Origin of the sequence: Streptomyces sp. NPDC052721, assembly GCF_040678315.1 — a bacterium.
Lineage (GTDB): Bacteria > Actinomycetota > Actinomycetes > Streptomycetales > Streptomycetaceae > Streptomyces.
In genome coordinates, this window is sequence record NZ_JBFATL010000020.1 from 56680 (window position 1) to 80105 (window position 23426).

Annotated in this window: 18 protein-coding genes and 1 pseudogene; 13 read left to right on the forward strand and 6 right to left on the reverse strand. The window is 72.9% G+C overall.

The window, feature by feature from the left end:
- The first annotated feature begins 21 nt into the window (after nt 1–21).
- From tatC to AB0L21_RS20365, 7 genes are all read left to right on the forward strand, one after another.
- Nucleotides 22–972 carry a twin-arginine translocase subunit TatC gene (tatC, locus tag AB0L21_RS20335; protein WP_365703900.1) on the forward strand — a complete coding sequence of 317 codons (951 nt, stop codon included), beginning with the start codon at nt 22–24 and terminating at the stop codon, nt 970–972.
- A 128-nt stretch (nt 973–1100) separates the two neighbouring features.
- A complete protein-coding gene (locus tag AB0L21_RS20340) occupies nt 1101–3953 on the forward strand; it encodes a DEAD/DEAH box helicase (RefSeq protein WP_365785457.1) in 2853 nt (950 codons plus the stop codon).
- Between the two features lie 837 nt (nt 3954–4790).
- Nucleotides 4791–6461: an ATP-binding protein gene (locus AB0L21_RS20345; protein ID WP_365785459.1), complete on the forward strand. Its 1671-nt coding sequence runs from the start codon at nt 4791–4793 to the stop codon at nt 6459–6461.
- A complete protein-coding gene (locus AB0L21_RS20350) occupies nt 6458–6862 on the forward strand; it encodes a roadblock/LC7 domain-containing protein (protein WP_014671672.1) in 405 nt (134 codons plus the stop codon). The genes AB0L21_RS20345 and AB0L21_RS20350 overlap by 4 nt, the downstream gene beginning before the upstream one ends.
- The gene (locus AB0L21_RS20355; RefSeq protein ID WP_365703906.1) at nt 6859–7311 is read left to right on the forward strand and encodes a DUF742 domain-containing protein; all 453 of its coding nucleotides are present in this window, start codon (nt 6859–6861) and stop codon (nt 7309–7311) included. The genes AB0L21_RS20350 and AB0L21_RS20355 overlap by 4 nt, the downstream gene beginning before the upstream one ends.
- Nucleotides 7292–7912 (forward strand): ATP/GTP-binding protein, encoded by a 621-nt coding sequence (locus AB0L21_RS20360; RefSeq protein ID WP_365703908.1) that lies wholly within the window; start codon nt 7292–7294, stop codon nt 7910–7912. The genes AB0L21_RS20355 and AB0L21_RS20360 overlap by 20 nt, the downstream gene beginning before the upstream one ends.
- A gap of 45 nt (nt 7913–7957) precedes the next feature.
- Nucleotides 7958–9451, forward strand: coding sequence for a cytochrome P450 (locus AB0L21_RS20365; protein WP_365785461.1), 1494 nt, complete (start codon nt 7958–7960; stop codon nt 9449–9451).
- A gap of 725 nt (nt 9452–10176) precedes the next feature.
- On the opposite strand, the gene AB0L21_RS20370 is transcribed toward AB0L21_RS20365, so the two are convergent.
- Nucleotides 10177–11127: an RluA family pseudouridine synthase gene (locus AB0L21_RS20370; RefSeq protein ID WP_365785463.1), complete on the reverse strand. Its 951-nt coding sequence runs from the start codon at nt 11125–11127 to the stop codon at nt 10177–10179.
- Nucleotides 11128–11213: 86 nt separating this feature from the next.
- On the opposite strand from AB0L21_RS20370, the gene AB0L21_RS20375 reads away from it, so the two are divergent.
- Nucleotides 11214–11795: a GNAT family N-acetyltransferase gene (locus tag AB0L21_RS20375; protein ID WP_365785465.1), complete on the forward strand. Its 582-nt coding sequence runs from the start codon at nt 11214–11216 to the stop codon at nt 11793–11795.
- Nucleotides 11796–11869: 74 nt separating this feature from the next.
- Here the strand turns inward: AB0L21_RS20375 and AB0L21_RS20380 are convergent, their stop codons facing one another.
- Both AB0L21_RS20380 and AB0L21_RS20385 read right to left on the reverse strand, forming a co-directional pair.
- Nucleotides 11870–12718, reverse strand: coding sequence for a siderophore-interacting protein (locus AB0L21_RS20380; RefSeq protein WP_365785467.1), 849 nt, complete (start codon nt 12716–12718; stop codon nt 11870–11872).
- Nucleotides 12719–12828: 110 nt separating this feature from the next.
- Nucleotides 12829–13749 (reverse strand): 5'-3' exonuclease, encoded by a 921-nt coding sequence (locus tag AB0L21_RS20385; RefSeq protein WP_365703918.1) that lies wholly within the window; start codon nt 13747–13749, stop codon nt 12829–12831.
- A gap of 58 nt (nt 13750–13807) precedes the next feature.
- On the opposite strand from AB0L21_RS20385, the pseudogene AB0L21_RS20390 reads away from it, so the two are divergent.
- From AB0L21_RS20390 to AB0L21_RS20405, 4 genes and pseudogenes are all read left to right on the forward strand, one after another.
- Nucleotides 13808–14348: pseudogene (locus tag AB0L21_RS20390) on the forward strand (ATP-binding cassette domain-containing protein); the annotation flags it as partial.
- 17 nt (nt 14349–14365) lie between these two features.
- The gene (locus AB0L21_RS20395) at nt 14366–14599 is read left to right on the forward strand and encodes a glycine betaine ABC transporter substrate-binding protein (RefSeq protein WP_365785469.1); all 234 of its coding nucleotides are present in this window, start codon (nt 14366–14368) and stop codon (nt 14597–14599) included.
- A gap of 405 nt (nt 14600–15004) precedes the next feature.
- The gene (locus tag AB0L21_RS20400) at nt 15005–15577 is read left to right on the forward strand and encodes a helix-turn-helix domain-containing protein (RefSeq protein ID WP_365785471.1); all 573 of its coding nucleotides are present in this window, start codon (nt 15005–15007) and stop codon (nt 15575–15577) included.
- 112 nt (nt 15578–15689) lie between these two features.
- Nucleotides 15690–16382: a helical backbone metal receptor gene (locus AB0L21_RS20405; RefSeq protein WP_365785530.1), complete on the forward strand. Its 693-nt coding sequence runs from the start codon at nt 15690–15692 to the stop codon at nt 16380–16382.
- A gap of 22 nt (nt 16383–16404) precedes the next feature.
- Here the strand turns inward: AB0L21_RS20405 and AB0L21_RS20410 are convergent, their stop codons facing one another.
- Entirely contained in the window at nt 16405–20610 is a 4206-nt protein-coding gene (locus tag AB0L21_RS20410; RefSeq protein WP_365785473.1) for a trypsin-like peptidase domain-containing protein, read from the reverse strand.
- Between the two features lie 271 nt (nt 20611–20881).
- Here AB0L21_RS20410 and AB0L21_RS20415 point away from each other — a divergent pair, with 271 nt between their 5' ends.
- Nucleotides 20882–21799, forward strand: coding sequence for a LysR family transcriptional regulator (locus AB0L21_RS20415; RefSeq protein WP_365703926.1), 918 nt, complete (start codon nt 20882–20884; stop codon nt 21797–21799).
- A gap of 74 nt (nt 21800–21873) precedes the next feature.
- On the opposite strand, the gene AB0L21_RS20420 is transcribed toward AB0L21_RS20415, so the two are convergent.
- Together AB0L21_RS20420 and AB0L21_RS20425 are read right to left on the reverse strand one after the other, a co-directional pair.
- Nucleotides 21874–22560 carry a gamma-glutamyl-gamma-aminobutyrate hydrolase family protein gene (locus AB0L21_RS20420; protein ID WP_365703928.1) on the reverse strand — a complete coding sequence of 229 codons (687 nt, stop codon included), beginning with the start codon at nt 22558–22560 and terminating at the stop codon, nt 21874–21876.
- 49 nt (nt 22561–22609) lie between these two features.
- Nucleotides 22610–23347: an FCD domain-containing protein gene (locus AB0L21_RS20425; RefSeq protein ID WP_365785475.1), complete on the reverse strand. Its 738-nt coding sequence runs from the start codon at nt 23345–23347 to the stop codon at nt 22610–22612.
- Nucleotides 23348–23426: the final 79 nt, after the last annotated feature.

The window sequence follows — 23426 nt, forward strand, 5'->3', positions numbered from 1 at the left end:
CGCACGAGATGAGGACGTGGGTTGCTCAAGCCTGCCCGCAACAAGGAGAAGGATCCCGAGGGGCGGATGCCCCTCGCGGATCACCTTCGTGAGCTCCGCAACCGGCTTGCGAAGGCCATGCTGGCCATCGTCGTCGTGACGGTCGTCGCCGCCTTCTTCTACAACGACATCATCAACTTCCTGACGAGGCCCATCCTCGACTCGATCGGTTGCCCGGAGACCTTCGAGGAGCTGGCGAAGGCCGGCGGCAAGCACCAGTGCGCGGAGATCACGATCAACGGTCTCCTCGCCCCGTTCACGCTGGCCCTCCAGGTCTCCCTGACGGCGGGTGTCGTGCTGGCCTCGCCGATCTGGCTGTACCAGCTGTGGGCCTTCGTCGCGCCGGGTCTGCACCGGCACGAGAAGAAGTACGCCTACGCCTTCGTCTTCACCGGCGCCCCGCTGTTCTTCGGTGGTGCCTTCTTCGCGTACAAGGTGCTGCCCACCACCGCGAAGGTGCTGATCGACTTCACGCCGAGCGGGTCCATCAGGAACTTCCTGCCGCTCGACGACCTGCTCCAGCTGGTCACCCGCATGGTGCTCGTCTTCGGTCTCTCCTTCGAGCTGCCGCTGCTGCTGATCATGCTCAACCTCACCGGGGTGCTGACCGGCCGGCGCATGCTCGGCTGGTGGCGCGCCATGATCCTCGGCATCACGGTCTTCGCGGCCGTGGCCACCCCGAGCACCGACCCGCTGTCCATGCTGGCCCTCGCCGGGCCGATCTGGGTGCTGTACTTCGGCGCGGTCGCCTTCTCGCTGCTCAACGACAGGCGCCGGCGCCGTCGCGAGGCCGCGGGCCCCGCCGACGACGAGGCCTCCGAGCTGGACCTCACGCCCGAGGACATCGGCGACGTCGAGCCCGTCTCGGCCACCCGGGCCCTGCCCGAGCAGGCGAGCACCGACCGGGTCAACGGATACGACGACGTGACCTGAGCCCTCACCGAGCCGCCACGCGATGCCCCCGCCCCCGAGGACGGGGGCATCCGTGTCTCACCGGCCGTCCGTCGTGTTTCTTCCGGACTTCTTACCCTCCGGCTGTCGTCCGGAGGGTGATCCGGATAATGATCGTCCTGTTGTCAGTGGGGCCCGGTACGCTCGAAAGTACGATGACAGAGCACCTCTCACCGGCCGAGCGGTACGCGGCAGCCCGCAGGCGGGCAGCCGAGCAGGCCACCGCGCTCGCCTCCTTCCGCGAGATGTACGACTTCGGCCTCGACCCCTTCCAGATCGAGGCCTGCCAGGCGCTCGAAGCGGGGAAGGGCGTTCTGGTGGCCGCCCCCACCGGCTCGGGCAAGACGATCGTGGGCGAGTTCGCCGTCCACCTCGCCCTGCAGCAGGGCAAGAAGTGCTTCTACACGACACCCATCAAGGCGCTGTCCAACCAGAAGTACGCCGACCTCTGCCGCCGCTACGGCACAGGGAAGGTGGGCCTGCTCACCGGCGACAACAGCGTGAACTCCGACGCCCCGGTGGTCGTGATGACCACCGAGGTGCTCCGGAACATGCTCTACGCCGGCTCGCAGACCCTCCTCGGCCTCGGCTATGTGGTCATGGACGAGGTGCACTACCTCTCCGACCGCTTCCGCGGCGCCGTCTGGGAAGAGGTGATCATCCACCTGCCCGAGTCGGTGACCCTGGTCTCGCTCTCCGCCACCGTGTCCAACGCGGAGGAGTTCGGTGACTGGCTGGACACCGTCCGCGGCGACACCGAGGTGATCGTCTCCGAGCACCGGCCCGTGCCGCTGTTCCAGCACGTGCTCGCCGGGCGCCGGATGTACGACCTGTTCGAGGAGGGCGAGGGCCACAAGAAGGCCGTCAACCCCGATCTGGTCCGGCTGGCCCGCATGGAGGCCACCCGGCCGTCGTACCAGGACCGCAGGCGCGGCCGGGCGATGCGCGAGGCCGACCGGGAGCGCGAGCGCAGACAGCGCTCGCGCGTGTGGACCCCGGGCCGCCCCGAGGTCATCGAGCGGCTCGACTCCGAGGGCCTGCTCCCGGCCATCACCTTCATCTTCAGCCGCGCCGCCTGCGAGGCCGCCGTCCAGCAGTGCCTGTACGCGGGCCTGAGACTCAACGACGAGGAGGCGCGGGAGCAGGTCCGCGCCCTGGTCGAGGAGCGCACCGCCTCCATCCCGACGGAGGACCTGCACGTCCTCGGCTACTACGAATGGCTGGAGGGCCTGGAGCGCGGCATCGCCGCCCACCACGCGGGCATGCTGCCGACCTTCAAGGAGGTCGTGGAGGAGCTGTTCGTCCGCGGCCTGGTCAAGGCGGTGTTCGCCACCGAGACCCTCGCGCTCGGCATCAACATGCCCGCGCGCTCGGTGGTGCTGGAGAAGCTCGTCAAGTGGAACGGCGAGCAGCACGCCGACATCACACCCGGTGAGTACACCCAGCTGACCGGCCGGGCAGGCCGCCGGGGCATCGACGTCGAGGGCCACGCCGTGGTGCTGTGGCAGCGCGGCATGAGCCCCGAGCACCTCGCCGGTCTCGCGGGCACGCGCACGTACCCGCTGCGCTCCAGCTTCAAGCCGTCGTACAACATGGCGGTCAACCTGGTCGAGCAGTTCGGCCGGCACCGCTCGCGCGAGCTGCTGGAGACCTCCTTCGCCCAGTTCCAGGCCGACAAGTCGGTCGTGGGCATCTCGCGTCAGGTGCAGCGCAACGAGGAGGGGCTGGCCGGTTACAAGGCCTCGATGACCTGTCACCTCGGCGACTTCGAGGAGTACGCGCGGCTGCGCCGCGAGCTGAAGGACCGGGAGACCGAGCTGGCCCGGCAGGGCGCGAACGAGCGGCGTGCCGAGGCCGCCGTCGCTCTGGAGAAGCTGAAGCCGGGCGACGTCATCCATGTGCCCACCGGCAAGTACGCGGGCCTCGCCCTGGTCCTGGACCCGGGTCTGCCCGCGGGCCGGTCCAACGGCCACCGCGGCTTCGACCACCACGACGGGCCGCGTCCGCTGGTGCTGACCGCCGAACGGCAGGTCAAGCGGCTGGCGTCGATGGACTTCCCGGTGCCGGTGGAGCCGCTGGACCGGATGCGGATCCCGAAGAACTTCAACCCGCGCTCGCCGCAGTCCCGTCGGGACCTCGCCTCCGCGCTGCGGACCAAGGCCGGGCACATCCCGCCGGAGCGGGCGCGCAAGAAGCGGTCCCAGGCCGCCGACGACCGGGAGATCGCGCGGCTGCGGACGGCGATCCGGGCACATCCCTGCCACGGGTGCAACGACCGTGAGGACCACGCCCGTTGGGCCGAGCGCTACCACCGGCTGCTGCGGGACACCTCGCAGCTGGAGCGGCGTATCGAGGGCCGTACCAACACCATCGCGCGGACCTTCGACCGGATCGTGGGCCTGCTGACCGAGCTGGACTATCTGCGCGGTGACGAGGTCACCGAGCACGGCAAGCGGCTCGCGCGGCTCTACGGCGAACTGGACCTCCTGGCCAGCGAGTGCCTGCGCGAGCGGGTCTGGGAGGGGCTGGCCCCCGCCGAACTCGCCGCCTGCGTCTCGGCGTTGGTGTACGAGGCCCGGGTCGGCGACGACGCGATGGCGCCGAAGCTGCCCTCCGGCAAGGCCAAGGCCGCGCTCGGCGAGATGGTCCGGATCTGGGGCCGGCTCGACGGGCTGGAGGAGGAGTTCCGGATCCACCAGAGCGAGGGCGTCGGGCAGCGGGAGCCGGATCTCGGGTTCGCCTGGGCCGCGTACATGTGGGCGTCCGGCAAGGGGCTCGACGAGGTGCTGCGGGAGGCGGAGATGCCGGCCGGGGACTTCGTGCGGTGGTGCAAGCAGGTCATCGACGTGCTCGGGCAGATCTCCGCGGCGGCTCCCGCGGAGGGATCGACCGTGGCCAAGGCCGCGCGCAAGGCTGTCGATCAGTTGCTGCGGGGTGTGGTCGCCTACTCGTCCGTGGGGTGACCTGTCCGGCAAGGGCTCGGACCGTTCTCGCCAGGCGGTCCGGGCCCGGCGGGCGTTCACCGGGCCCGCAGGCGCTCAGCACCGCGTGCGCGCAAGCCTCCGCTGTGAGGGTGGCGTCGCGGCCCGCCGACGCGGCCGGCGCATCCAGGAAGGCGGCAGACCCGGCCGGTTGCCGAAGCGCCGGAAGACCGTGCCCTTGCCCACGCCCGCCTCCGCCCCGACCCGGTGCCCGCCTCCGCCCCGACCCGGTCGAGCGAGATGTAGGCGCCCGGAAGCGGGCGCGCGGGTCGTCGCCTTCGTGCCGGGGGCGGGGGCGCGGTGCCGCCGGCAGCCTCGCCGTCGTACCGGACGGCGTCGCCCTGCCCACGGCCGGGATCACCGCGTCGCGCACCTGCGGGCTGCCCGGGCACGCGTGGTGGCCTGTCGGCGCCCGGCGCCCGGCGGCAGCAGGCAGAGCATCGGCTCGTGCTCGCCGTGACCGGGTCATGGCGGTCACGGCGAAGGGAACGGGGACCGTGGCCGCCGAGGTGCGGCCACGGTCCCCTTTTCACTCCGTACGGTGAGTGACTTTCGTACGCCCGTGCGCCGTTACTCATCGTGTGCGAGTAAAAGCTCCACGTGTAAAAGGAGTTGAGAGTACTCCCCTCGCGGGGCGATTTCAGGTGCTCGCCGAATATGACACGGCGATGATCCGGTCGGACTAAGCTCGCCCGCGGCGCACCGAGTTGAGGTAAATCGTGCGCCTGTTCCCCAATGTGACATACATCCCGACAGTTCCGTGTACCTTCCCCCCGCAAGCACCCCCGACACCCAGCCGATTCGTCTCAGAAGGCATCCATGGTGAGTGTTCAGAAGCCTCCCGGTCGCCGTGAACGTCCCTATGCGCGTGTGCTGTTGCCACCGGCCACAGTGATGGCCGCGGCGGCCGGGGCCGCCGTCGCCCTGGTACCGCCCACGGCCCGGCTCGCCGTCGGCGTGTGCGGAGCACTGGCCGTGCTGCTGGTACTCGGCACCGCCGGGGAAGCCGCCCGGCGCGGCCGTCTGCTCCGCGAGGCGCGGGCCGAACACGCCCGTCACGCCGCGTACCTGGAGCAGCGGATCGCCGCGCACAACGATCTGATGGAGCGCTTCGCCACCGACGTCCTGCCCGCCGGCTTCTACCGGCTGCGGCGCGGCCAGGTGCTCCGGGACGTCGTACGCGACGTGTTCGACGCGGATCCCGAACTGCGCGGCCTGCCCGAGGGCTACCGCGAACTGGTGCGCATCGCGCTGCGCGGCGCCGACCAGGAGATCTCGATGCGCGACGCCACCGAGCGCTCCTTCGTGAGCGTCGCCCGCCGCGTCCAGGCCATCGTCCACCAGCAGGCCTACGAACTGCGCGAGATGGAGGAGGACCACGGCCGCAACCCGGAGGTCTTCGACGACCTGCTCCGCATCGACCACGGCACCTCGCTGATCGGCCGGCTCGCCGACACCATCTCCGTCCTCGGCGGCGGCCGGCCCGGCCGCCAGTGGCCCAAGCCGGTCTCCCTCTACAGCGTGCTGCGCGGCGCGATGTCCCGGATCCTGGAGTACCGCCGCATCAACCTCGCCTCCATCGTCAACATCAACATCAAGGGAACCGCGGTCGAGCCGGTCATCCACGCCGCCGCCGAACTCCTCGACAACGCCACGCGCTACTCGCCGCCGTCGACCAAGGTGCACGTCACCGCCGTCGAGGTGCAGACAGGCGTCGTCATCGAGATCGAGGACTGCGGCGTCAGCCTCAGCGAGGAGTCCCGCGCCCGCATCGAGCGGATGATCGAGGACGCCAAGAACGGCGAGGACGCGCACAACCTCGGCGAGAACCCGCGCCTCGGCCTCGCCGTCGTCGGCCGCCTCTGCAAGCGGTTCGACATGGACGTCTCGCTGCGCTCCTCCGCGTACGGCGGTGTCCGCGCGATCCTCGTGGTGCCGCGCGTCATGACGACCACCGAACCCGGCGTCGGCGCCGCGCACGGCATCGGGGCCGCCGCCGCCCAGATCCCCACCGCGGACGCCGTCGAGGGCCCCAAGCGCCCGCCCAAGAAGCGCCGCCCCACCAGCCCCAAGATCCCCGCCGGCATCTCGCTGGAGGACGACGTCCCCGAGGTCACCGAGTGGACCGCGGGAGGCCTGCCGCAGCGCCGCAGCCGGGTGAAGACCCCGCTCAGCCAGCGGTACGCCGAACAGGCCGCCATCGAACGCGCCGAACGCGAGGGCCGGCCGACCATCTGGTCCCAGAAGAAGGCGGAACCGGAACCCGAGCCCGAGATGGACCCCGAGCGCAAGAAGCTCATGGAACGGCCGCCGGGCATGTGGATGGAGGCCTTCTGGGACGGTCTGCGCGAGGGCATGCCCCCGGACACCCCCACCCACGAACTGACCGACTTCACGCTCCACCCCACCAAGTACGTGCATCTGCTCAAAGATTCGGCCGACCCCGTCCAGGGCGCCACCGAGGCCGACGACGAGGGGGACTCCCAGTGATCCAGCAGCGAGGCAACCTGGACTGGATGCTCAAGCAGCTGAACGACGGCGTGCCGGGCATCGAGATGATCGTGGTCCTGTCCGCCGACGGCCTGCGCATCGCCCGCTACGGCGGCGACCCCGACGCCGCCGACCGGGTCGCCGCCGCCTGCGCGGGCGTGCAGAGCCTGGCCGGCGCCATCGTCCAGGAGCTGCCGGGCGCCGGCGACATGAAGACCGTCGTGTTCGAGATCGACGGCGGCTACTTCTACCTCATGAACGCCGGCCCCAACGCCTACCTCGCCGTGCTCTCCGACGTGACGTGCGAACCGGGGCGGATGAGCGGCATGATGCGCGACCTCGTCGTCCGGATCGGCGCCCATCTCACCAGTCCGCCCCGGCGGAACGGGCAGACCGTATGACACCTCCACGACGCACGCGGCGCCGGCCGCAGCCCCCGCCCGCCCCGCGGCCCCCGCGGCTGCCGCAGCCCCCGCCACCTCTGTCGCCGGAGGCGGCGGAGGCGGCGGAGGCCAAGGGGCCGGGCGACAACCCGGAACGGCTGTACTCCGTCGCCGGGTCCGGCGACGGCGCTCGCGCCGAACTCGACCTGGTGACCTTGATCGTGGCACGCTCCGCGCCCCCGGTCTCCGCCACCCCGGAGCAGGCGGCAGTGCTCCGGCTCTGCAAGGCCCCCCTGTCCGTGGCGGAGCTGTCGGCCTACCTCCGACTGCCGTTCAGCACGATGACCATCCTGCTCACCGAGCTGATCACGGCCGAACTGGTGCAGGCGCGCGCCCCCATCGCCCGCCAGGCGCTCCCCGACCGTTCACTCCTCGAAGCGGTGATGCATGGACTCCAAAGGCTCTGACACCCTCCCCGGCCCGCGCACCGAGGACCACCTGCCGCATACCGCGCAGGCCGCGGTGAAGATCGTGATCGTGGGCGGCTTCGGCGTCGGCAAGACCACCATGGTCGGTTCCGTCAGCGAGATCAGACCGCTGACCACCGAGGAGACCATGACCCAGGCCGGCATCGGCATCGACGACGACTACGGCTCCGAATCGAAGACGGCCACCACCGTGGCCATGGACTTCGGCCGGATCAGCATCACCGAGAAACTGGTGCTCTACCTCTTCGGCACCCCCGGCCAGGAGCGCTTCTGGTTCCTGTGGAACGGCCTGTTCGAAGGCGCGCTCGGCGCGGTCGTCCTGGTCGACACCCGGCGCCTGGAGGTCAGCTTCGACGTCATGGGCCGGCTGGAGGAGGGCGGCGTGCCCTTCGTCGTCGCCGTCAACTCCTTCCCCGACGCGCCCCGTTACCCGATCGAGGAACTGCGCACCGCCCTGGACCTGGGCCCGGACATCCCGATCATCGATTGCGACGTGCGCCGCCGGGCCTCCAGCAAGGACGTGCTGATGACCCTGATGAGCTTCCTGCACTCCCTCGCCATGTCCGGCGCCCTCACCTGACCGGCAGCCCACCGAACCCGACCCTTCCGTTCCGGAGCGACCACTGTGACGCCTGAATCCCCCTCACCGACCGGGACACCCGACACCCTCTCCGGTCCGCCACCGGGCTGCCCCGCGCACGGCCTCGGCCCCGCCGGGCCGCGCCGGCTCTACGGCCCCGACGCCGATGACCTCGGCGACCTCTACGAGCGCCTGCGGGACGAGCACGGCCCCGTGGCGCCCGTGCTGCTCCACGACGACGTACCGATGTGGGTGGTCCTCGGCCACGCCGAGAACCTCCAACTGGTGCGCAACCCCTCGCAGTTCACCCGCGACAGCCGGATCTGGACCCCGCTGCGCGAGGGCATGGTCAAGCCCGACCACCCGCTCATGCCGCACATCGCCTGGCAGCCCATCTGCTCCCACGCCGAGGGCGAGGAGCACAAGCGGCTGCGCGGCGCGGTCACCGCGGCCATGGAGACCATCGACCACCGCGGGGTGCGCCGGCACATCGGCCGCTACACCCAGATCCTGGTCAACAGCTTCTGCGAGCGCGGCCGGGCCGAGCTGGTCGGCCAGTTCGCCGAACATCTTCCGATGGCCGTGATGTGCGAGATCCTCGGCATGCCCGAGGAGTACAACGACCGGATGGTGCAGGCCGCCCGTGACGCGCTCAAGGGCACCGAGACCGCCATCCAGAGCCACACCTACGTCATGGACGCGCTCAGCCGGCTCACCACCCGGCGGCGCGCCCGGCCCGAGGACGACTTCACCAGCCACCTCCTCACCCACCCCGCCGGGCTCAGCGACGACGAGGTCCGCGAACACCTGCGGGTCGTCCTCTTCGCCGCCTACGAGGCCACCGCGAACCTCCTCGCCAACGCGTTGCGCATGGTCCTCACCGAGCCGGGGTTCCGGGCCCAGCTCAACGGCGGCCAGATGACCGTGCCCGAGGCGATCGAGCAGTCCCTGTGGGACGAGCCGCCTTTCAGCACGGTCTTCGGCTACTACGCCAAGCAGGACACCGAGCTGGGCGGCCGGCAGATCCGCAAGGGCGACGGGCTGCTCTTCGCGCCCGCGCCGGGCAACGTCGACCCGCGGGTGCGGCCCGACCTGTCCGCGAGCATGCAGGGCAACCGCGCCCATCTCGCCTTCGGCGGCGGCCCGCACGAGTGCCCCGGCCAGGACATCGGCCGCGCCATCGCCGACGTCGGCGTCGACGCGCTGCTCACGAGGCTGTCCGACATCCAGCTCGACTGCGCCGAGGAGGACCTGCGCTGGCGGTCGTCCATCGCCTCCCGGCACCTGGTGGCCCTGCCGGTGCGCTTCGAACCGAAGCCGCAGCAGGACGTCGACATGCCGCCGCGGGCCATGCCCGTCCCGCCGCAGCGCTCCGGCTGGCAGATCGGCACCCTGAGCAGCGACCCGGCCCCGGCCGCCGAGCCGGCCCCGGCACCCGCCCGCGCGTCCTTCGCCCCGGCCCCCACCCCTCCGGCCCCGGAACCGCGCCGGCCCCGGGGCCTGTGGGGCCGACTGCTGCACTGGTGGCGCGGAGAGTGACACCGGGGCCGCCGCCCCCGGCGGCTCCTGCTCCGATGGGGGTGGGTGCCGCGCCCGGCCCCTCCCGGCGTGGCTCTGTCGGGCTGGGATGACTCCGCTCCCTGGGCACGCCCGGCGGACCGACGCCCTCCTGCGACGCCGGCCCTGCCAGGCGGGGCCGGCCCGTCCGGCGGGGTCCCGTGTCTGGTGGGGGTCGGCTCGTCTCTGGTGGGGTCGGGGTCGTTCGGTGAGGGTCGGCCCGTGTCCGGCGGGGTCGGTCCGTCTTCGGTGGGGTTGGCCCGTCCGGTGGGGTGAGCCGTGACCGGTGGGGTCGGCCGTGTCCGGTGAGGAAGGCCGTGACCGGTGGGGTCGGCCGTGTCCGGTGAGGAAGGCCGTGACCGCTGGGTCGACCGTGACCGTGGGGTCGGTCCGTGTCCGGTGGGGCCGACTCGTCTCCGGTAAGGGTCGGCCCGTCTCCTGTGAGGTCGGCGCCGTCCGGTGAGGTCGGCGTCGTCCGGTGAGGGTCGGTTCTCCCCGCCGGGGCACGTGGGGAGGGAGCGGCTCTCTCCGGCAGGTGGCCGGTGAGGTCCCGGCCGTCCTGTGTCGTCGGCGTCGTCCGGTGAGGGTCGGTTCTCCCCGCCGGGGCACGTGGGGCGGGAGCGGCTCTCTCCGGCAGGTGGCCGGTGAGGTCCCGGCCGTCCTGTGTCCTCGGCGCCGTCCGGTGGGGTCGCTTCTCCCCGCCGGGGCTAGGTCCCGTCCGCCCAAGCCTCCGGCGAGGTCCACGCGCGGAGGGCGCGGGTGCTGGTGAGCGTGTGTTCCGTGCCGGTGACCGGGTCGGTGAACTCCAGCCTTCGCGCGAGCAGTTGCAGGGGGCGGCGGAAGTCGCCGGCCGGTACCGGGGCGGTCACCTCGGGGTACAGCGGGTCGCCGAGGATGGGCACGCCCAGCGCGGTCAGGTGCACCCGGAGCTGGTGGGTCTGCCCGGTGGTCGGCACGAGCCGGTAGCGGCCGAGCCCGGACCGGTGTCCGATCAGTTCCACCCGCGTCTCCGCGTTCGGCTCGCCCGGCACCTCCCGCGCGGCCGGCACCCCGCGCTCCTTCACGATCCTGCTGCGCACGGTCCGGGGCAGGGCGAGCGCGGGATCGTACGGCGCCACGGCCTCGTACTCCTTGCGCACCCGCCGGTCGCGGAACAGCGACTGGTACGCGCCCCGCTCCTCGGGCCGTACCGTGAACAGCACCAGCCCGGCGGTGAGCCGGTCCAGGCGGTGCGCCGCCGTCAGCGTCGGGATGCCCAGCTCACGCCGGAGCCGGGCCAGCGCGGTCTCGGCGACATGCGAACCACGCGGGGTCGTGGCCAGGAAGTGCGGCTTGTCGGCCACCACGATGTGGTCGTCCCGGTACACCACCTCCACCGGGAACGGCACCGCTACCTCGGCGGGCAGCTCGCGGTGGAACCAGACGAACATCCCCGGCCGGTACGGCGCGTCGGGCGGCACGGCCCGCCCGTCGGCCCCGACCACCAGCCCGGCGGCGAACATCGACTCGACCACCCCGGGCGGGGCCCCCGTCAGCCGCTCCACCAGATGCTCGCGCACGGTGGCCCACGCCCCGTCCACGGGCAGCCGTACGCGGACGGGGTCCACGCCCTCGCGCTGGGGGAGCGGGGCGGGCGGGGGCGGCGTACGGCGTCTCATCGGGGTCAAGGGTACGGGGCACGGTCACCCCGGTGGCCGTCGAAATGAGGGGGTCTGTCGGCCCCGCACTCGGCAGGATACGGACCATGCCGTTTCTCACCAGCCCCGTCCTGACCCCCGGCACCCTCGCCCGTGCCCCACAGCCCACCCTCCCCGCCGCCGACGGCATGCTCCTGCGCCCGTGGCGGGCCGAGGACGCGCCCGCCGTGCACGCCGCCTTCAAGGACCCGGCGCTGCGCCAGTGGCACGGCCGGTCCTGCGACTCCACCGAAGAGGCCGCCGACTGGATCGCGCAGTGGCAGAGGGGGTGGGCGGACGAGCGCGACGCGCAGTGGGCCGTCGTGGACGAGGACACGGACGAGCTGCTGGGCCGGGTCGCGCTGCGCCAGATGGTGCTCGGCGACGGCGTCGCCGAGATCGCGTACTGGACGGTGGCGGGGGCGCGGGGCCGGGGTGTCGCCCGGGGCGCCGCGACGGCCCTGACCCACTGGGCCTTCGAGGAGATCGGCTTCCACCGCCTGGAACTCATGCACGCGATCGCCAACCCCGCCTCCTGCCGGGTCGCCGGCAAGGCCGGTTTCGCCCTGGAGGGCACCAAGCGCAGTGCCTACCTCCACCAGGACGGCTGGCACGACATGCATCTGCACGCGCGCGTACGGGGCGACTGATCACACGGACGGGGGGACAACCGGGCCTGCGAAAGCGGCGGCGCCCTTCCCGGTCGCCGCCGCCTCCGCGTCGCTCAGGCAGCCGCCGCCGTGCCGCCCTCCTGCTCCGCCTCGATCCGGGCGTTCCACTCCCGCTTGGAGGCCTGCCAGCCGTCCTCGTTGTGGCCGAGCCGCCAGTAACCGGAGATCGACAGGTCCTCGCGCGGGATCTGGCGCTCGACCCGCAGCAGCCGGCGCAGCTCCTTCACGAAGCCCGCCTCGCCGTGCACGAAGGCGTGCGGCCGGCCCTCCGGGAACTCCAGCCCGCGCACGGCCTCCAGCAGGGCCTCGCCGACCGGCCGGTCCCCGCGGTGCAGCCAGACGACCGGCACCTCGGTGTCGATCTTCTGCTCCTCCTCGGGGCCGGAGACCTCGATGAACGCGTGCGCACGGGCGCCGGCGGGCAGCGTCTCCAGGGCGCGGGCGATGGCGGGCAGGGCGCTCTCGTCCCCGGCGAGCAGGTGCCAGTCGGCATCGAGGTCGGGCGCGTACGCGCCGCCGGGGCCCATGAAGCGCACGGTGTCGCCGGGTCGCGCGCGCAGGGCCCAGGGGCCGGCCAGGCCCTCGTCGCCGTGGATCACGAAGTCCAGGGTCAGCTCGCGCTGTCGGGGGTCCCAGGCGCGCACGGTGTAGGTCCGGGTCACCGGCCACTGTTCGCGCGGGAACTCGGCGCGGATCCGCTCCAGGTCGAAGGGCTCCGGGTAGGTGACACCGGCGGCGCCGAACAGCAGCTTCACATAGTGGTCGGTGCAGGTGTCCGCGGCGAATCCGGCCAGGCCCTCGCCGCCGAGCACCACGCGCTGCATGTGCGGGGTCAGCCGCTCGGTGCGCACCACCTGGGCGGTATGGGGCTTGCGCGGCTTTCGTCCCGGACGCTCTGCCATCACGGCCTCCTGCGGATTGGTTAGGGTTACCTAAGTTAGCACCTCGCTCCGGTTCAACACCTCTTTCCCGAGCGTTCGATGAGATCCCTTTGCCGGAATATGGGCCGGCCTCACTCCGCGAGCGTGGTCAGCAGCCGCTGCAAGGAACCGCCGAGGCCCCACCTGCGCGCCAGTCCGTCCAGTGCCGCCGGGTCGTGCGGGGTGTGCGGCAGGGCCGTGTCGACGTCCGGCAGGGGCACGTCGTCGGCGACCCGCACCACCTTCGGCGCGACCGCGAGATACGGCCGGGCCTCGGTGAGCCGCTTGCGCTGCGACGGCGTGAGCTTCGCCCGCGGGTCGTCGACCGCCGCCATGATCCCGGCCAGATCGCCGAACTCGGCGAGCAGCTTCGCGGCCGTCTTCTCGCCGATGCCGGCCACGCCCGGCAGGCCGTCGCTCGGATCGCCGCGCAGCAGCGCCAGATCCGCGTACCCGCGCCCGTCGACGCCATACTTCTCGCGCAGCGCCGCCTCGTCGGTCAGCTGGAGCGTGCCGACGCCCTTCACCGGATACAGCACCCGCACCCCGCGCTCGTCGTCCACGAGCTGGTACAGGTCGCGGTCGCCGGTGACGATGTCCACCGGGCCCCCTGCCCGCGCGGTGAACGTGCCGATCACATCGTCCGCCTCGTACCCCGCGACCCCGACGCGGGCGATCCCGATCGCGTCCAGCACGTCCTCGATCACCGGCACCTGCGGGGCGAGAGTGTCCGGCACCTCCTCCTCGTCCGGCGCGCCCTCGTGCTCCTCGGCGACCCGGTGCGCCTTGTAGGTGGGGATGAGGTCCACCCGCCACTGCGGGCGCCAGTCGGCGTCCATGCAGGCCACCAGGTGCTCCGGGCGGTGGTCCTTGACCAGCCGGTCGATGAAGTCCAGCAGCCCGCGCACCGCGTTGACGGGCGTGCCGTCCGGCGCCTTCACGGAGTCCGGGACGCCGAAGTAGGCGCGGAAGTACAGCGAGGCGGTGTCGAGAAGCATGAGTCGTCCGGTCACGCACGCATCATGCCGCACCGCACCGACAGCGGCCCCCGCTCCCGGAACGCGTTGCGTCCTGTACAAGGTGTTCGGCAGACGACCCGGCGAAGCAGTGGAACGCCTGCGCGAGGGCGCCGACCGGACGGAACTGCGCGCCGACGGCACGACCGCGGCCGTGATCGACGCCTCGTTCCGCGTCGGGGCCGGCGAGATCTTCGCCGTCATGGGGCTGTCGGGTTCCGGCAAGTCCACCCTGCTGCGCATGCTCAACGGGCTGCTGGAGCCGACCGCGGGCACCGTGCGCTTCGACGGCCAGGACCTGACCGCGCTCACCGGCCGGGTCGCTGCGCGAACTGCGCTCCAGGAAGATCAGCATGGTCTTCCAGCACTTCGCGCTGTTCCCGCACCGCAGCGTCCGCGACAACGCCGCCTACGGCCTGGAAGTGCAGGGCGTGCCCCGCGCCGAGCGCGAGCGCCGCGCCGACGGGGCGCTCGCCCTGTGCGGCCTGGCCGGCTGGGAGACCTCCTGGCCCGACGAGCTGTCCGGCGGCATGCAGCAGCGCGTCGGCCTCGCCCGCGCCGTCGCCACCGACGCCGACGTGCTGCTGATGGACGAGGGGGCAAGGGCGACGGCGTGCACACCCTCGCCCGCAAGGGCTTCGCCGCCGACAACCCGCAGGCCGGCCAGTGGCTGAAGGACTTCTCGATGACCGAGGAGCAGCTGACCGGCCTGGAGGCGCGCATCCAGAAGGCCGGCAAGGGCAACGAGCAGGGCGCCGTCCGCGCCTGGCTGCGGCAGCACCCCGGCGTCGTCGACACGTGGGCCCCGGTCGCCAAGGAGGACGCCACGAGCCAGGCGGCCGGGTGACCTGACCGGCCCGGACCGCCTCCCGAGGGGCGGGCGCCGCCGGACGCCGACACGCGTCCGGTGCCGCCCGCCCCTCGCGGTCTTCCGCCCGCTCCCGCGGCCCCCGACCTACGGGACGGTTCCGGCCAAACACTCAGTGTGAGGAGCCATGGGCCGCGCCGCGGGACCCGGCCCAGCTGGACGGCATGTTCATCCTCCAGGGTGACCGGGGCGTAGGGCACTCCCCGGCCCCCGAGCGCTGGCGCGAACTGTGAGGGTCGGGGATCACGGGAGTGTCAGGGATGTGACAGGCACGTGAAACGGTTTGCCGAACATGCGTAGGGTGCAGAGAAGTCATCGGAAGAGGAGTGCCCCGGAGCGGGCACCCGGAGAGCGGCACGACGAGCGAGGGAGGGAGCCGGAGCGATGGGCGACCACAAAGAGCAGCAGCCCGTGCGGGTGGGCGCGGCCGTCCGGCGGCGCCGTCGTACGCTGGAACTGACCCTCGCCGTCGTGGCCGAGCGCAGCGGCCTCTCGGTGCCCTTCCTCAGCCAGGTCGAGAACGACCGGGCCCGGCCCAGCCGCACCTCCCTGGAGAAGCTGGCCGACGCCCTGCGCACCACGGCCGTCGAACTGCTCGCCGCCGCCGACCCGGCCGCCAGCGTGGACGTCGTCCGCGCCGAGGCCGTCACCGAGGGCGACTTCGACCCGCGGACCCGCTCCCTGGTGCGCGGCCATCACCAGCTGCACGCCTCCGAGTTCACCGGCGACCACGACGCCGGCCGGGAGTTCCAGCACCGCAACGACGAGCTGATGTACGTCGCCGACGGGGCGGTGGAGATCGAGGCCGAGGGGCGCGCGTACCGACTCGGACGCGGCGACACGCTGTACCTGACGGGCGGGGTACGGCACCGGTGGCGGGCGACGGTGCCGGACACGAGGGTGATCGTGGTGGCGGTGGCGGAGCACATCGAGGCGGTCCACGATCGGGCCCGCTGAGCGCTCACCGAACGGGATCGTGCCGGACCATCGGCGTCCGCGGGTCCGTCGTGGCTGGTCGCGCAGTTCCCCGCGCCCCTTCGGGGCGCGCGTCGTCTCCCTCGTTCCCTCACTGACCGAGGCGGTGGCGAGGACGCTCCCCGGAGCCCTCGTCGGTGCCACCGACTGGTGCAGTCGTCCGGTGGAGCTGGACGTCACCCGGATCGGCGGCACGAAGAATCCGGACGTGGAGCGGATCATCGCGCTCGCTCCCGACCTGGTGATCGCCAACGAGGAGGAGAACCGCGCGCCCGACCTCGACGCCCTCCGTGCGGCCGGACTGGACGTCCTGGTCACCGAGGTGCGGAGCGTGCCGCAGGCCATCGGTGAGCTGGACCGGGTGCTCACCGCGTGCGGCGCGCCGGGACGGCCCGGCTGGCTGGCCGAGGCGGAGGACGCCTGGACGGCCCTGCCCGAGCCGGCGGAGCGCAGGACGGCGGTCGTACCGATCTGGCGGCGCCCCTGGATGGTCCTCGGCCGGGACACCTTCGCGGGTGACGTCCTCGCCCGCCTCGGCGTGGACCACGTGTACGCCCAGCACCCCGAGCGCTATCCCCGCGTCCCCCTGGACGAGCTGCGCGCTCAGGCGCCGGACGTGGTGGTCCTGCCCGACGAGCCGTACCGCTTCACCGCCGACGACGGCCCGGAGGCGTTCCCGGGGCTGTCCTGCGCCCTGGTCAGCGGACGCCACCTGACCTGGTACGGGCCGTCCCTGACGGAAGCGCCACGGGTACTCGCCGGGGCGCTGCGAGCAGCGCGCCGCTGAGCCGGCCGCGCACGGTGCCGGTTCAGTCTCCGCAGGGCTCGCCCGGGGCCGTTCCGTGCGGCAGCAGCCGGCGTTCGGCCCCGGTGAGCGGCCGGTGCACGGCGCGGCACAGCCGGGCACGCCACCGGTCGGGGTCGAGAGGCAGCGTGACCGACCCGGTGTCGGTGACGCCCCGCACCGTGGCGCCGTGGACGAACCACAGGTAGTCGGGAACGGCGAGGTCGGCGATCTCCTTGGGCGTGTTCCAGCGCCAGACCCCCAGGTGATCGGGGCCCTGGGAGATCAGGTACCCGTCGGGGCCGAATCCGACCAGTCCGTAGGTGTCACCGGCCTGGAGCGGCGGTGCCAGGAGGTGGAAGTCCGGCAGCCGGAGAAACTCGATCGTCGCCGCGTGCTCGGCCTTCATGTTGCTCATGACGGCAAGGGTGTCGCCTGTCGCGTCGAAGGCCTGGCCCGGCCAGGCGCCGATGGTGTCCGGGTCGGCCTGGAAGGCGCCGCGCGAGCGCCGTGCGCCGAGGTCCCACAGGCGGGTCACACCGTCACGCCCTCGCACGAGCGCCTGCGCCGGATGCCGGGGACGCGGCAGGACGCGGGCGCCGTGGGCCGCCAGCCAGGCGAGGTCCGCGCCATGGACCAACGGCAGGGGGGACCCGAACGGGCGTCCGGTGGCCGGGTTCCAGCGGCTCAGCGCTCCGGCACGGAGCGCCAGCACGCTGCCGTCGTCCGCGGCGGCCAGGCTTGTGGGGAAGCTGCCGTGCGCCCCCGGCGCCGAGGGCAGGGTGATCGTGCGTTCCGGTGTCAGCCGGGGCGTGGCGTAGACCGTCATGGAGGCCCCGTCGGCGGCGACGAGGTGGCGGCCGTCGGAGGTGAAGACCGTCTGTCCTGCCGTCCAAGCCGTCAGGAGACGCTGCTGCACGCCGGCCGCGGGTGTGGATATCACGCCGTCGGAGGTGTCGAGGAGCCGCACCGTTCCCTTCTCTTCGTCGGCCAGCAGGCGGAAGCGCCCGTCATCGCTGAGAAGGAGTTCCGATGCCTGGTGCGGAAGGGGGTGGCGGACGAGCCGCGACGGCCGGGGGGCGGTGAAACGCAGCAGTTCCCCGCCCTTGAGGGCGAGGACCGACAGGCTGCCGTCCCCGCGTGGACACACCGCGAAGTCAGCCCCGTCCAGGGCCTCGTGGGCCGGGGCGGTGGCCCAGGACACCAGACCGGACCGCAGGTCGACCAGCTTGATCGTCGTCAGGTCCGAGGAGCCGAGTGCTTGGCCGGGCTCCACGACGGCGTAGCGGCGGGTGCCGTCGAGCAGCTGCGAGGCGCAGTCGGTGGTCGCCACCGTGTGCAGCGGGGCGCCGTCGCGCGTGGACCGGATGCGCAGTCCCCCGGGGGCGCAGTCGACCACGACCTGGCCCTCAAGCCCCAGATCAGCGGGGAACTCGATGGGGAAGGAGCCGGCGTCGCCGCCGGTGCGCAGGTCGACCTGGAGGTAACCGCCGTCGTCCCCTTCGTGGTACAGCAGAACGCTGTCGGGCCGTGCGCCGAACCCCACCCGGTAGAAGGAACCGGGACCCAGGGTGCGCCGGGAGACCGGCCTGCCGCCGTCGGCGGTCCACAGGCCCAGCCGGTCGCGCTCGGACTTGCCCTCGTGGGGGCCGGCGAACAGAGCCACCAGCCGGGAGCCGTCGGGAGAGAAAGCGAGGTCGCGCACGGTGTGTGCGGCGTCCCAGCCCGCCGGGACGGGCAGCCGGACGGGGCTGTCCGGACGGTCCGGGCTCCACACCGTGAGGCCTTCGCGCTCGTCCAGCAGGGCGACCCGCCGGCCGTCCGGGCTGATCTTCACCAGGGGCGTGTGCTCGTTGAGCGCCCGGGTCCGCGTGAACACCTGGTCTTCGACCTTCCCCAGCAGACCGGTCAGGCGGTGGACCACCCCGCGCTGGTCGACGACGACGGCCGCGCTGCCGTCGGGCGCTGCGGTGAACGACAGCGCGTGGTCGATGGAGAGTTCCCGGACCCTCTCCGTGTTCCGGAGCCGTGTGTACAGCTTGAAGAGCGCTCCGTATGCCTCCGGCTGGGTCTTGTCGGTGTGCCATGCGGACAGGGCGAGCAGGGCCGCGGTGCCCTGGGCGCTGTCGGCCCGGCGCTGGGCGTCCTGGCCGAGCAGCACGGCGGCCTGGGCGTGCAACTGGCGGGTGACGGTCTGGTTCCGGTCGTATGTCACGCCGGCCAGGGTCGCCGCGAGCACGGCCAGGACCGCTATCACACCGGTCACGACGCGCCCGCGCCGCGCGCGACGGTTCCGCAGCGCCCGGCCGGCGTCGATGTACGCCCGCTCTTCGGCGGTGATGTCCTGTGGCCGTCGCTCACTCCATGTCAGTGCCTCCGTCAGCATCGGCTCCTGCAGCAGGCCGCCGTTGAGACGGCCGATCCGCTCCCACTGACGCAGGTTCCGGCGCAGTCTCTCCTGCCAGCTCCGGAACTCCCGGTCCGCGGCGAGCCAGTCCCGCAGCCGTCCCCAGCTGCCGATGAGGGCGTCGTGCGCGAGGTCGGCGATCTCCGCTCCGTCCACGGCCCGGCTCGTCACCAGCAGTTTGCGGTCGGCCAGCCGGGGCACCAGGCGTCGCTGGTCCTCGTCGAGGTCGTCGACGCGTACGGCCCGCCGGGTGAACCCGCCGTCCTCCTCGGGCCGTGCGAGCTGGACGAACAGCCGTCTGGCGGACTCCCGCTCCGAGGGGCGCAGTTGCCTGTCGTACACCTCCTCCGCGTAGTCCGCGACGGAGCCCGGCACACCGCCGAAGCCGTCGTACGCCTCGTGCGTGAGCACCCCGCCGTGGTGGCGGTCCCACAGCCGGGTCAGCGTGAATTCCACGAGGGGAAGCCGGCCAGGCCCTTCCCCGGCGTCGTCGAGGATCCGTTCCACGAGGCCGGGTTCGAGCGTGACACCCGGAGTGACGGCCAGTGGCCCGGTGATCGCCGACCGCAGCTGCTCGCGCCCCATCGGGGCCAGCAGCATGACGCCCTCGCCCAGCGTGCCCTGATTCTGCTCGGTCAGCATGCGATCCAGCGACCCGGAACGCACCGTCGTCAGCCCCCGGACGGGCACGGGCGACGAGGTTTCGCGCGTCAACGCCCACAGCAGGCCCAGGATCTCCCGTGCCGCCTCCTGGTCGGCGGTGACCATCTCCTCGAACTGATCGGCGAACAGCAGCACGCCCCGCGGATACCGTCGGCGGAGTCTGGCCGCGACTTCGGCGTGTCCTGCCGAGGCCAGACGCCCGGTCAGCTCACGCTCGTCGAGTTCGCCCTCCAGCAACGGTGCCAGCGCACCCGCCAGTGTCTGCGCCGGGCTGAGCCCGGCGATCGGGCGGAAGTCCGCCGTTGCCCAGTTCCCCCGGTTCAGCCGCGGCAGCAGTCCGGCCCGCACCAGAGAGGACTTCCCGCTGCCCGAAGGCCCCGCCAGGACCACGACGGGCTGCCGGGCGACGAGCGTCTCCAGCCGGGCGGCGGCCTCGTCCCGGCCGAAGAACACCTGCTCGTCCTGCTCGGTGAACGAGCTGAGGCCCCGGTAGGGCGACGACGGCAGAACGCGCTCGGCCAGTTCCGGCCATGTCCGCAGAATGACGGAGGAGGGCAGGAGATACGCGGTGTTCCGGCCGCTGCCGGTACCCGCCGCCACCGCCATGCCCACGACTCCGGCGAGGCCGGTGTCCCACACCGGACATCCGCTGAACCCGCCCTCGATGGCGGGCCCCGCCTCGCTCTGCATCTGTATCCAGCCCGCACCCTGCAGGGCGCGCAGACGGCCGGCGACCCACACACCGTGGTCGCTGCCCGGCGGAAAGCCGAGCACCCGCACCGCGTGGTCCCACAGCTCGTTCGCCTCCACCATCCATGGCACCGTGGCCGCCGGCGGTGGTTCGTCCAGCCGTAACAGGGCCAGGTCCCCCGTGTCGTCGGCCCGTAGCGGCCGCCAGCCCACCACACGGGCGGACACGGTGCCCCGGCTGACTCCCGCGGGCGCGTCGGGACCGGCCGAGCCCAGGAGGGGGAAGTCGAGTCCTACCCGGCCCTGTGGCGGATCGGCCGACCGGGCGTCCGTTCCCAGCGCCTGCGCCACCACGTGAGCGCAGGTGGACACCAGCCCGGGGGCGACCAGGAACCCACCGCCGACGATCGAGCCGTCCGGGCGGCGGACCCGGACGACGGCGCCGTACAGAGCGGACACGCCCGCGGTCACGGACGCCGTCCCCGGAGCGCGGGGGCCGGCACGACACCGGCACCGGCACAGACGCCGCCCCCGCTCCCGCGCGGATCCGTCACCACCTGCTGCACCGGCCTCCCAGCCCCCTGTCACCGCGCCGTGCGTGCTGTGGCGCCGATCATAGACAGCACCGCAGACCCCGGGGGAGGGCATCGCTTCCCGCCCGCGCGATTCCGGCCAGTGGGCCGGCGGGGTGCGCGGGAGGCGGGCCGGGGGAGCATGGGTCTACGAGGCATAAGCTGGTCTTATGAGTGAGGCGGAGGGGCGACACACGCAATCGCTGGCGCACCGGGTGCCGGACCTCGCCGCGCTGGAGCTGCTGCTCGCGGTGGCGCGGCTGGGCAGTCTCGGCGCGGCGGCGCGCGAGGTCGGCATCACCCAGCCGGCCGCCAGCAGCCGGATCCGCTCCATGGAACGGCAGCTGGGCGTGGCCCTGGTCGACCGCTCGCCGCGCGGCTCCCGGCTCACCGACGCCGGTGCCCTGGTCACGGACTGGGCCCGGCGGGTGGTGGAGGCGGCGGCTGCCTTCGACGCGGGCGCGCGGGCGCTGCGGGACCGGCGGGACTCACGGCTGCGGGTCGCGGCGAGCATGACCATCGCCGAGTACCTGCTGCCCGGCTGGCTGCTCGCGCTGCACGCCGAGCGGCCCGACACGGCGGTCTCGCTGCTCGCCGGGAACTCGGCGAAGGTCGCGGAACTCCTGCTGGCCGGCGAGGCGGACCTGGGCTTCGTGGAGGGTCTGACCGTGCCCACGGGCCTGGACTCCACGGTCATCGCCCGCGACCGGCTGATCGTCGTCACCGCGCCCGCCCACCCGTGGGCCCGCCGCCGACGGCCCCTGACGGCGGCGGAGCTGGCCGCGACCCCGCTGATCCTCCGCGAGCGGGGCTCCGGCACCCGTCAGGTCCTGGACGCGGCCCTCGGCGGCCTCGCCCGCCCGCTGATCGAGCTGTCCTCCACGACGGCGGTGAAGGCCTCCGCCGTCAGCGGCGCGGGCCCCTCCGTCCTCAGCGAACTCGCGGTGGGGGAGGAGCTGGCGATGCGGCGCCTGGTCAGCATTCCGGTCGAGGGCGTCTTTCTGCGCCGGGACCTGAGAGCGGTCTGGCCGACGGGCCACCGCCCCACGGGACCGGCCCGGGAACTCCTGTCCCTGACACGAGGCTGAAAAGGGGCGCGGGGAACCGGGCGACCAGCCATGACGCATCCGCACCGAAGAGACGGCCGCACACGCACCGGCGCTCAGCCCGCGGCAGCGACCAGCGCCGCCATCACCCGCAGGTCCTCGCCCATCTCCGGATGCCACTGCACCCCCAGCGCCCACCCCCGGTCCGCCGGCAGTTCGACGGCCTCCACCGTGCCGTCCGCCGCGTAGGCCGACGGGACGAGCCCCTCGCCGAGCCGTTCCACCGCCTGATGGTGATACGTCGGCACCGTCAGCTCCTCCGGCACGATCTCGGCGTACAGCGTCCCCGGCACCGGCTTCACCGGGTGCTCGCCGAACACGCCGACCACCTCCGCGTGCCCGTCCAGGTGCTGGACGAGCGTGCCGCCGCGGGCCACGTTCAGCAACTGCATGCCCCGGCACACCCCGAGCAGCGGCACGCCGGCCGCCAGCGCCGCGTCGATCAGCGCCAGCTCCCAGGCGTCCCGCTCCGGCGCGGGCGGCCCCGTGCGCGGCGAGCGCTCGGCGCCGTAGCGGGCCGGGTCGACGTCCGGGCCGCCCGCGATGACCAGCCCGTCGAGCCGGGCCACCGCCGCCCCGGCGTGCTCCGGGGCGTCCGGCGGCAGCAGCGCGGCCAGCCCGCCGGCCCGCTGGACCAGCCGTGGATAGCCGGCCGCCAGCAGCACGGCGTCCAGCTCCCACACCCCCCAGCGCACGCCGGACTCCAGATACGTGCTCACACCGATCAGCGGCCGTACGGTCATGCTGCCTCCTCGACATCAAAGGTTCATCCGATTACCTTTTCGGGGCGGCTCACGCCAGAAAGCCACGCAGCAGCGCCGCCGTACCCGCGCAGTGCTCGCGCGTCATCTCCCGCGCCCCGTCCGCGTCCCCGTCCAGCACCGCCTCCACCAGCGCGGTGTGCTGGCGCTGGGAGTGCTCCAGGTTGCGGACCAGCAGCGGGATACAGTCCAGCAGGTCGTTCACGGTGGCCCGGACCGCCGCGTACTGCGCGGTCAGCGACGGCGAACCGCACAGCTCGGCCAGTGTCAGGTGCAGCAGTGTGTCCGCCCGCCGGTACTCCGTCAGCGGGGCCTCGTGGGTGCGGTCCAGCGCCTCCCGCAGCCGCTCGGCCCGCTCCTCTGTCAGCCCGTGCGCCGCGCACAGCCCGGCCGCGCCCACCTCCAGCACCTCGCGGAAGCGCAGCACGTCCTCGATGTCGACCTCGGCGATCCGGCGCCGCAGCTCGTCCTCGCCGCCCGCGTCCGGCCGCGGCAGCACAAACGTTCCGCCGTACCGCCCGCGCCGCGCCTCCACCAGGCCCTGGTCCTGGAGCACCTTCAGCACCTCACGCAGCGTCACCCGGCTGATCCCGAGCCGCTCCGCCAGCTCCCGCTCGGCCGGCAGCCGCTCGCCGGCCGGCACCAGACCGAGCCGTACGACCTGAAGGACCTGCTCCAGCGCCTCCTCGAAGCCGTTGCCCGCCCGCACCGGCCGCAGCACCGGCGCGAGCCGGTCGCCCACCGTCCGTGCGTCCGCCTGCTGCGACATCCGGCCGCACCCCCTTCCCAAGCAATGGTTCGCGGCAATACCTTATGGCTCCCGGCCCGGCCGAAAAAAGCGCGATGGC

Coding starts and splice junctions, on each gene's coding strand:
- AB0L21_RS20345 (WP_365785459.1), top strand. CDS start 4,791: ATGGTGAGTGTTCAGAAGCCTCCCGGTCGCCGTGAACGTCCCTATGCG.
- AB0L21_RS20380 (WP_365785467.1), bottom strand. CDS start 12,718: ATGGCAGAGCGTCCGGGACGAAAGCCGCGCAAGCCCCATACCGCCCAG.
- AB0L21_RS20370 (WP_365785463.1), bottom strand. CDS start 11,127: ATGAGACGCCGTACGCCGCCCCCGCCCGCCCCGCTCCCCCAGCGCGAG.
- AB0L21_RS20415 (WP_365703926.1), top strand. CDS start 20,882: ATGAGTGAGGCGGAGGGGCGACACACGCAATCGCTGGCGCACCGGGTG.
- AB0L21_RS20400 (WP_365785471.1), top strand. CDS start 15,005: ATGGGCGACCACAAAGAGCAGCAGCCCGTGCGGGTGGGCGCGGCCGTC.
- AB0L21_RS20425 (WP_365785475.1), bottom strand. CDS start 23,347: ATGTCGCAGCAGGCGGACGCACGGACGGTGGGCGACCGGCTCGCGCCG.
- AB0L21_RS20340 (WP_365785457.1), top strand. CDS start 1,101: ATGATCGTCCTGTTGTCAGTGGGGCCCGGTACGCTCGAAAGTACGATG.
- AB0L21_RS20355 (WP_365703906.1), top strand. CDS start 6,859: ATGACACCTCCACGACGCACGCGGCGCCGGCCGCAGCCCCCGCCCGCC.
- AB0L21_RS20360 (WP_365703908.1), top strand. CDS start 7,292: ATGGACTCCAAAGGCTCTGACACCCTCCCCGGCCCGCGCACCGAGGAC.
- AB0L21_RS20375 (WP_365785465.1), top strand. CDS start 11,214: ATGCCGTTTCTCACCAGCCCCGTCCTGACCCCCGGCACCCTCGCCCGT.
- AB0L21_RS20420 (WP_365703928.1), bottom strand. CDS start 22,560: ATGACCGTACGGCCGCTGATCGGTGTGAGCACGTATCTGGAGTCCGGC.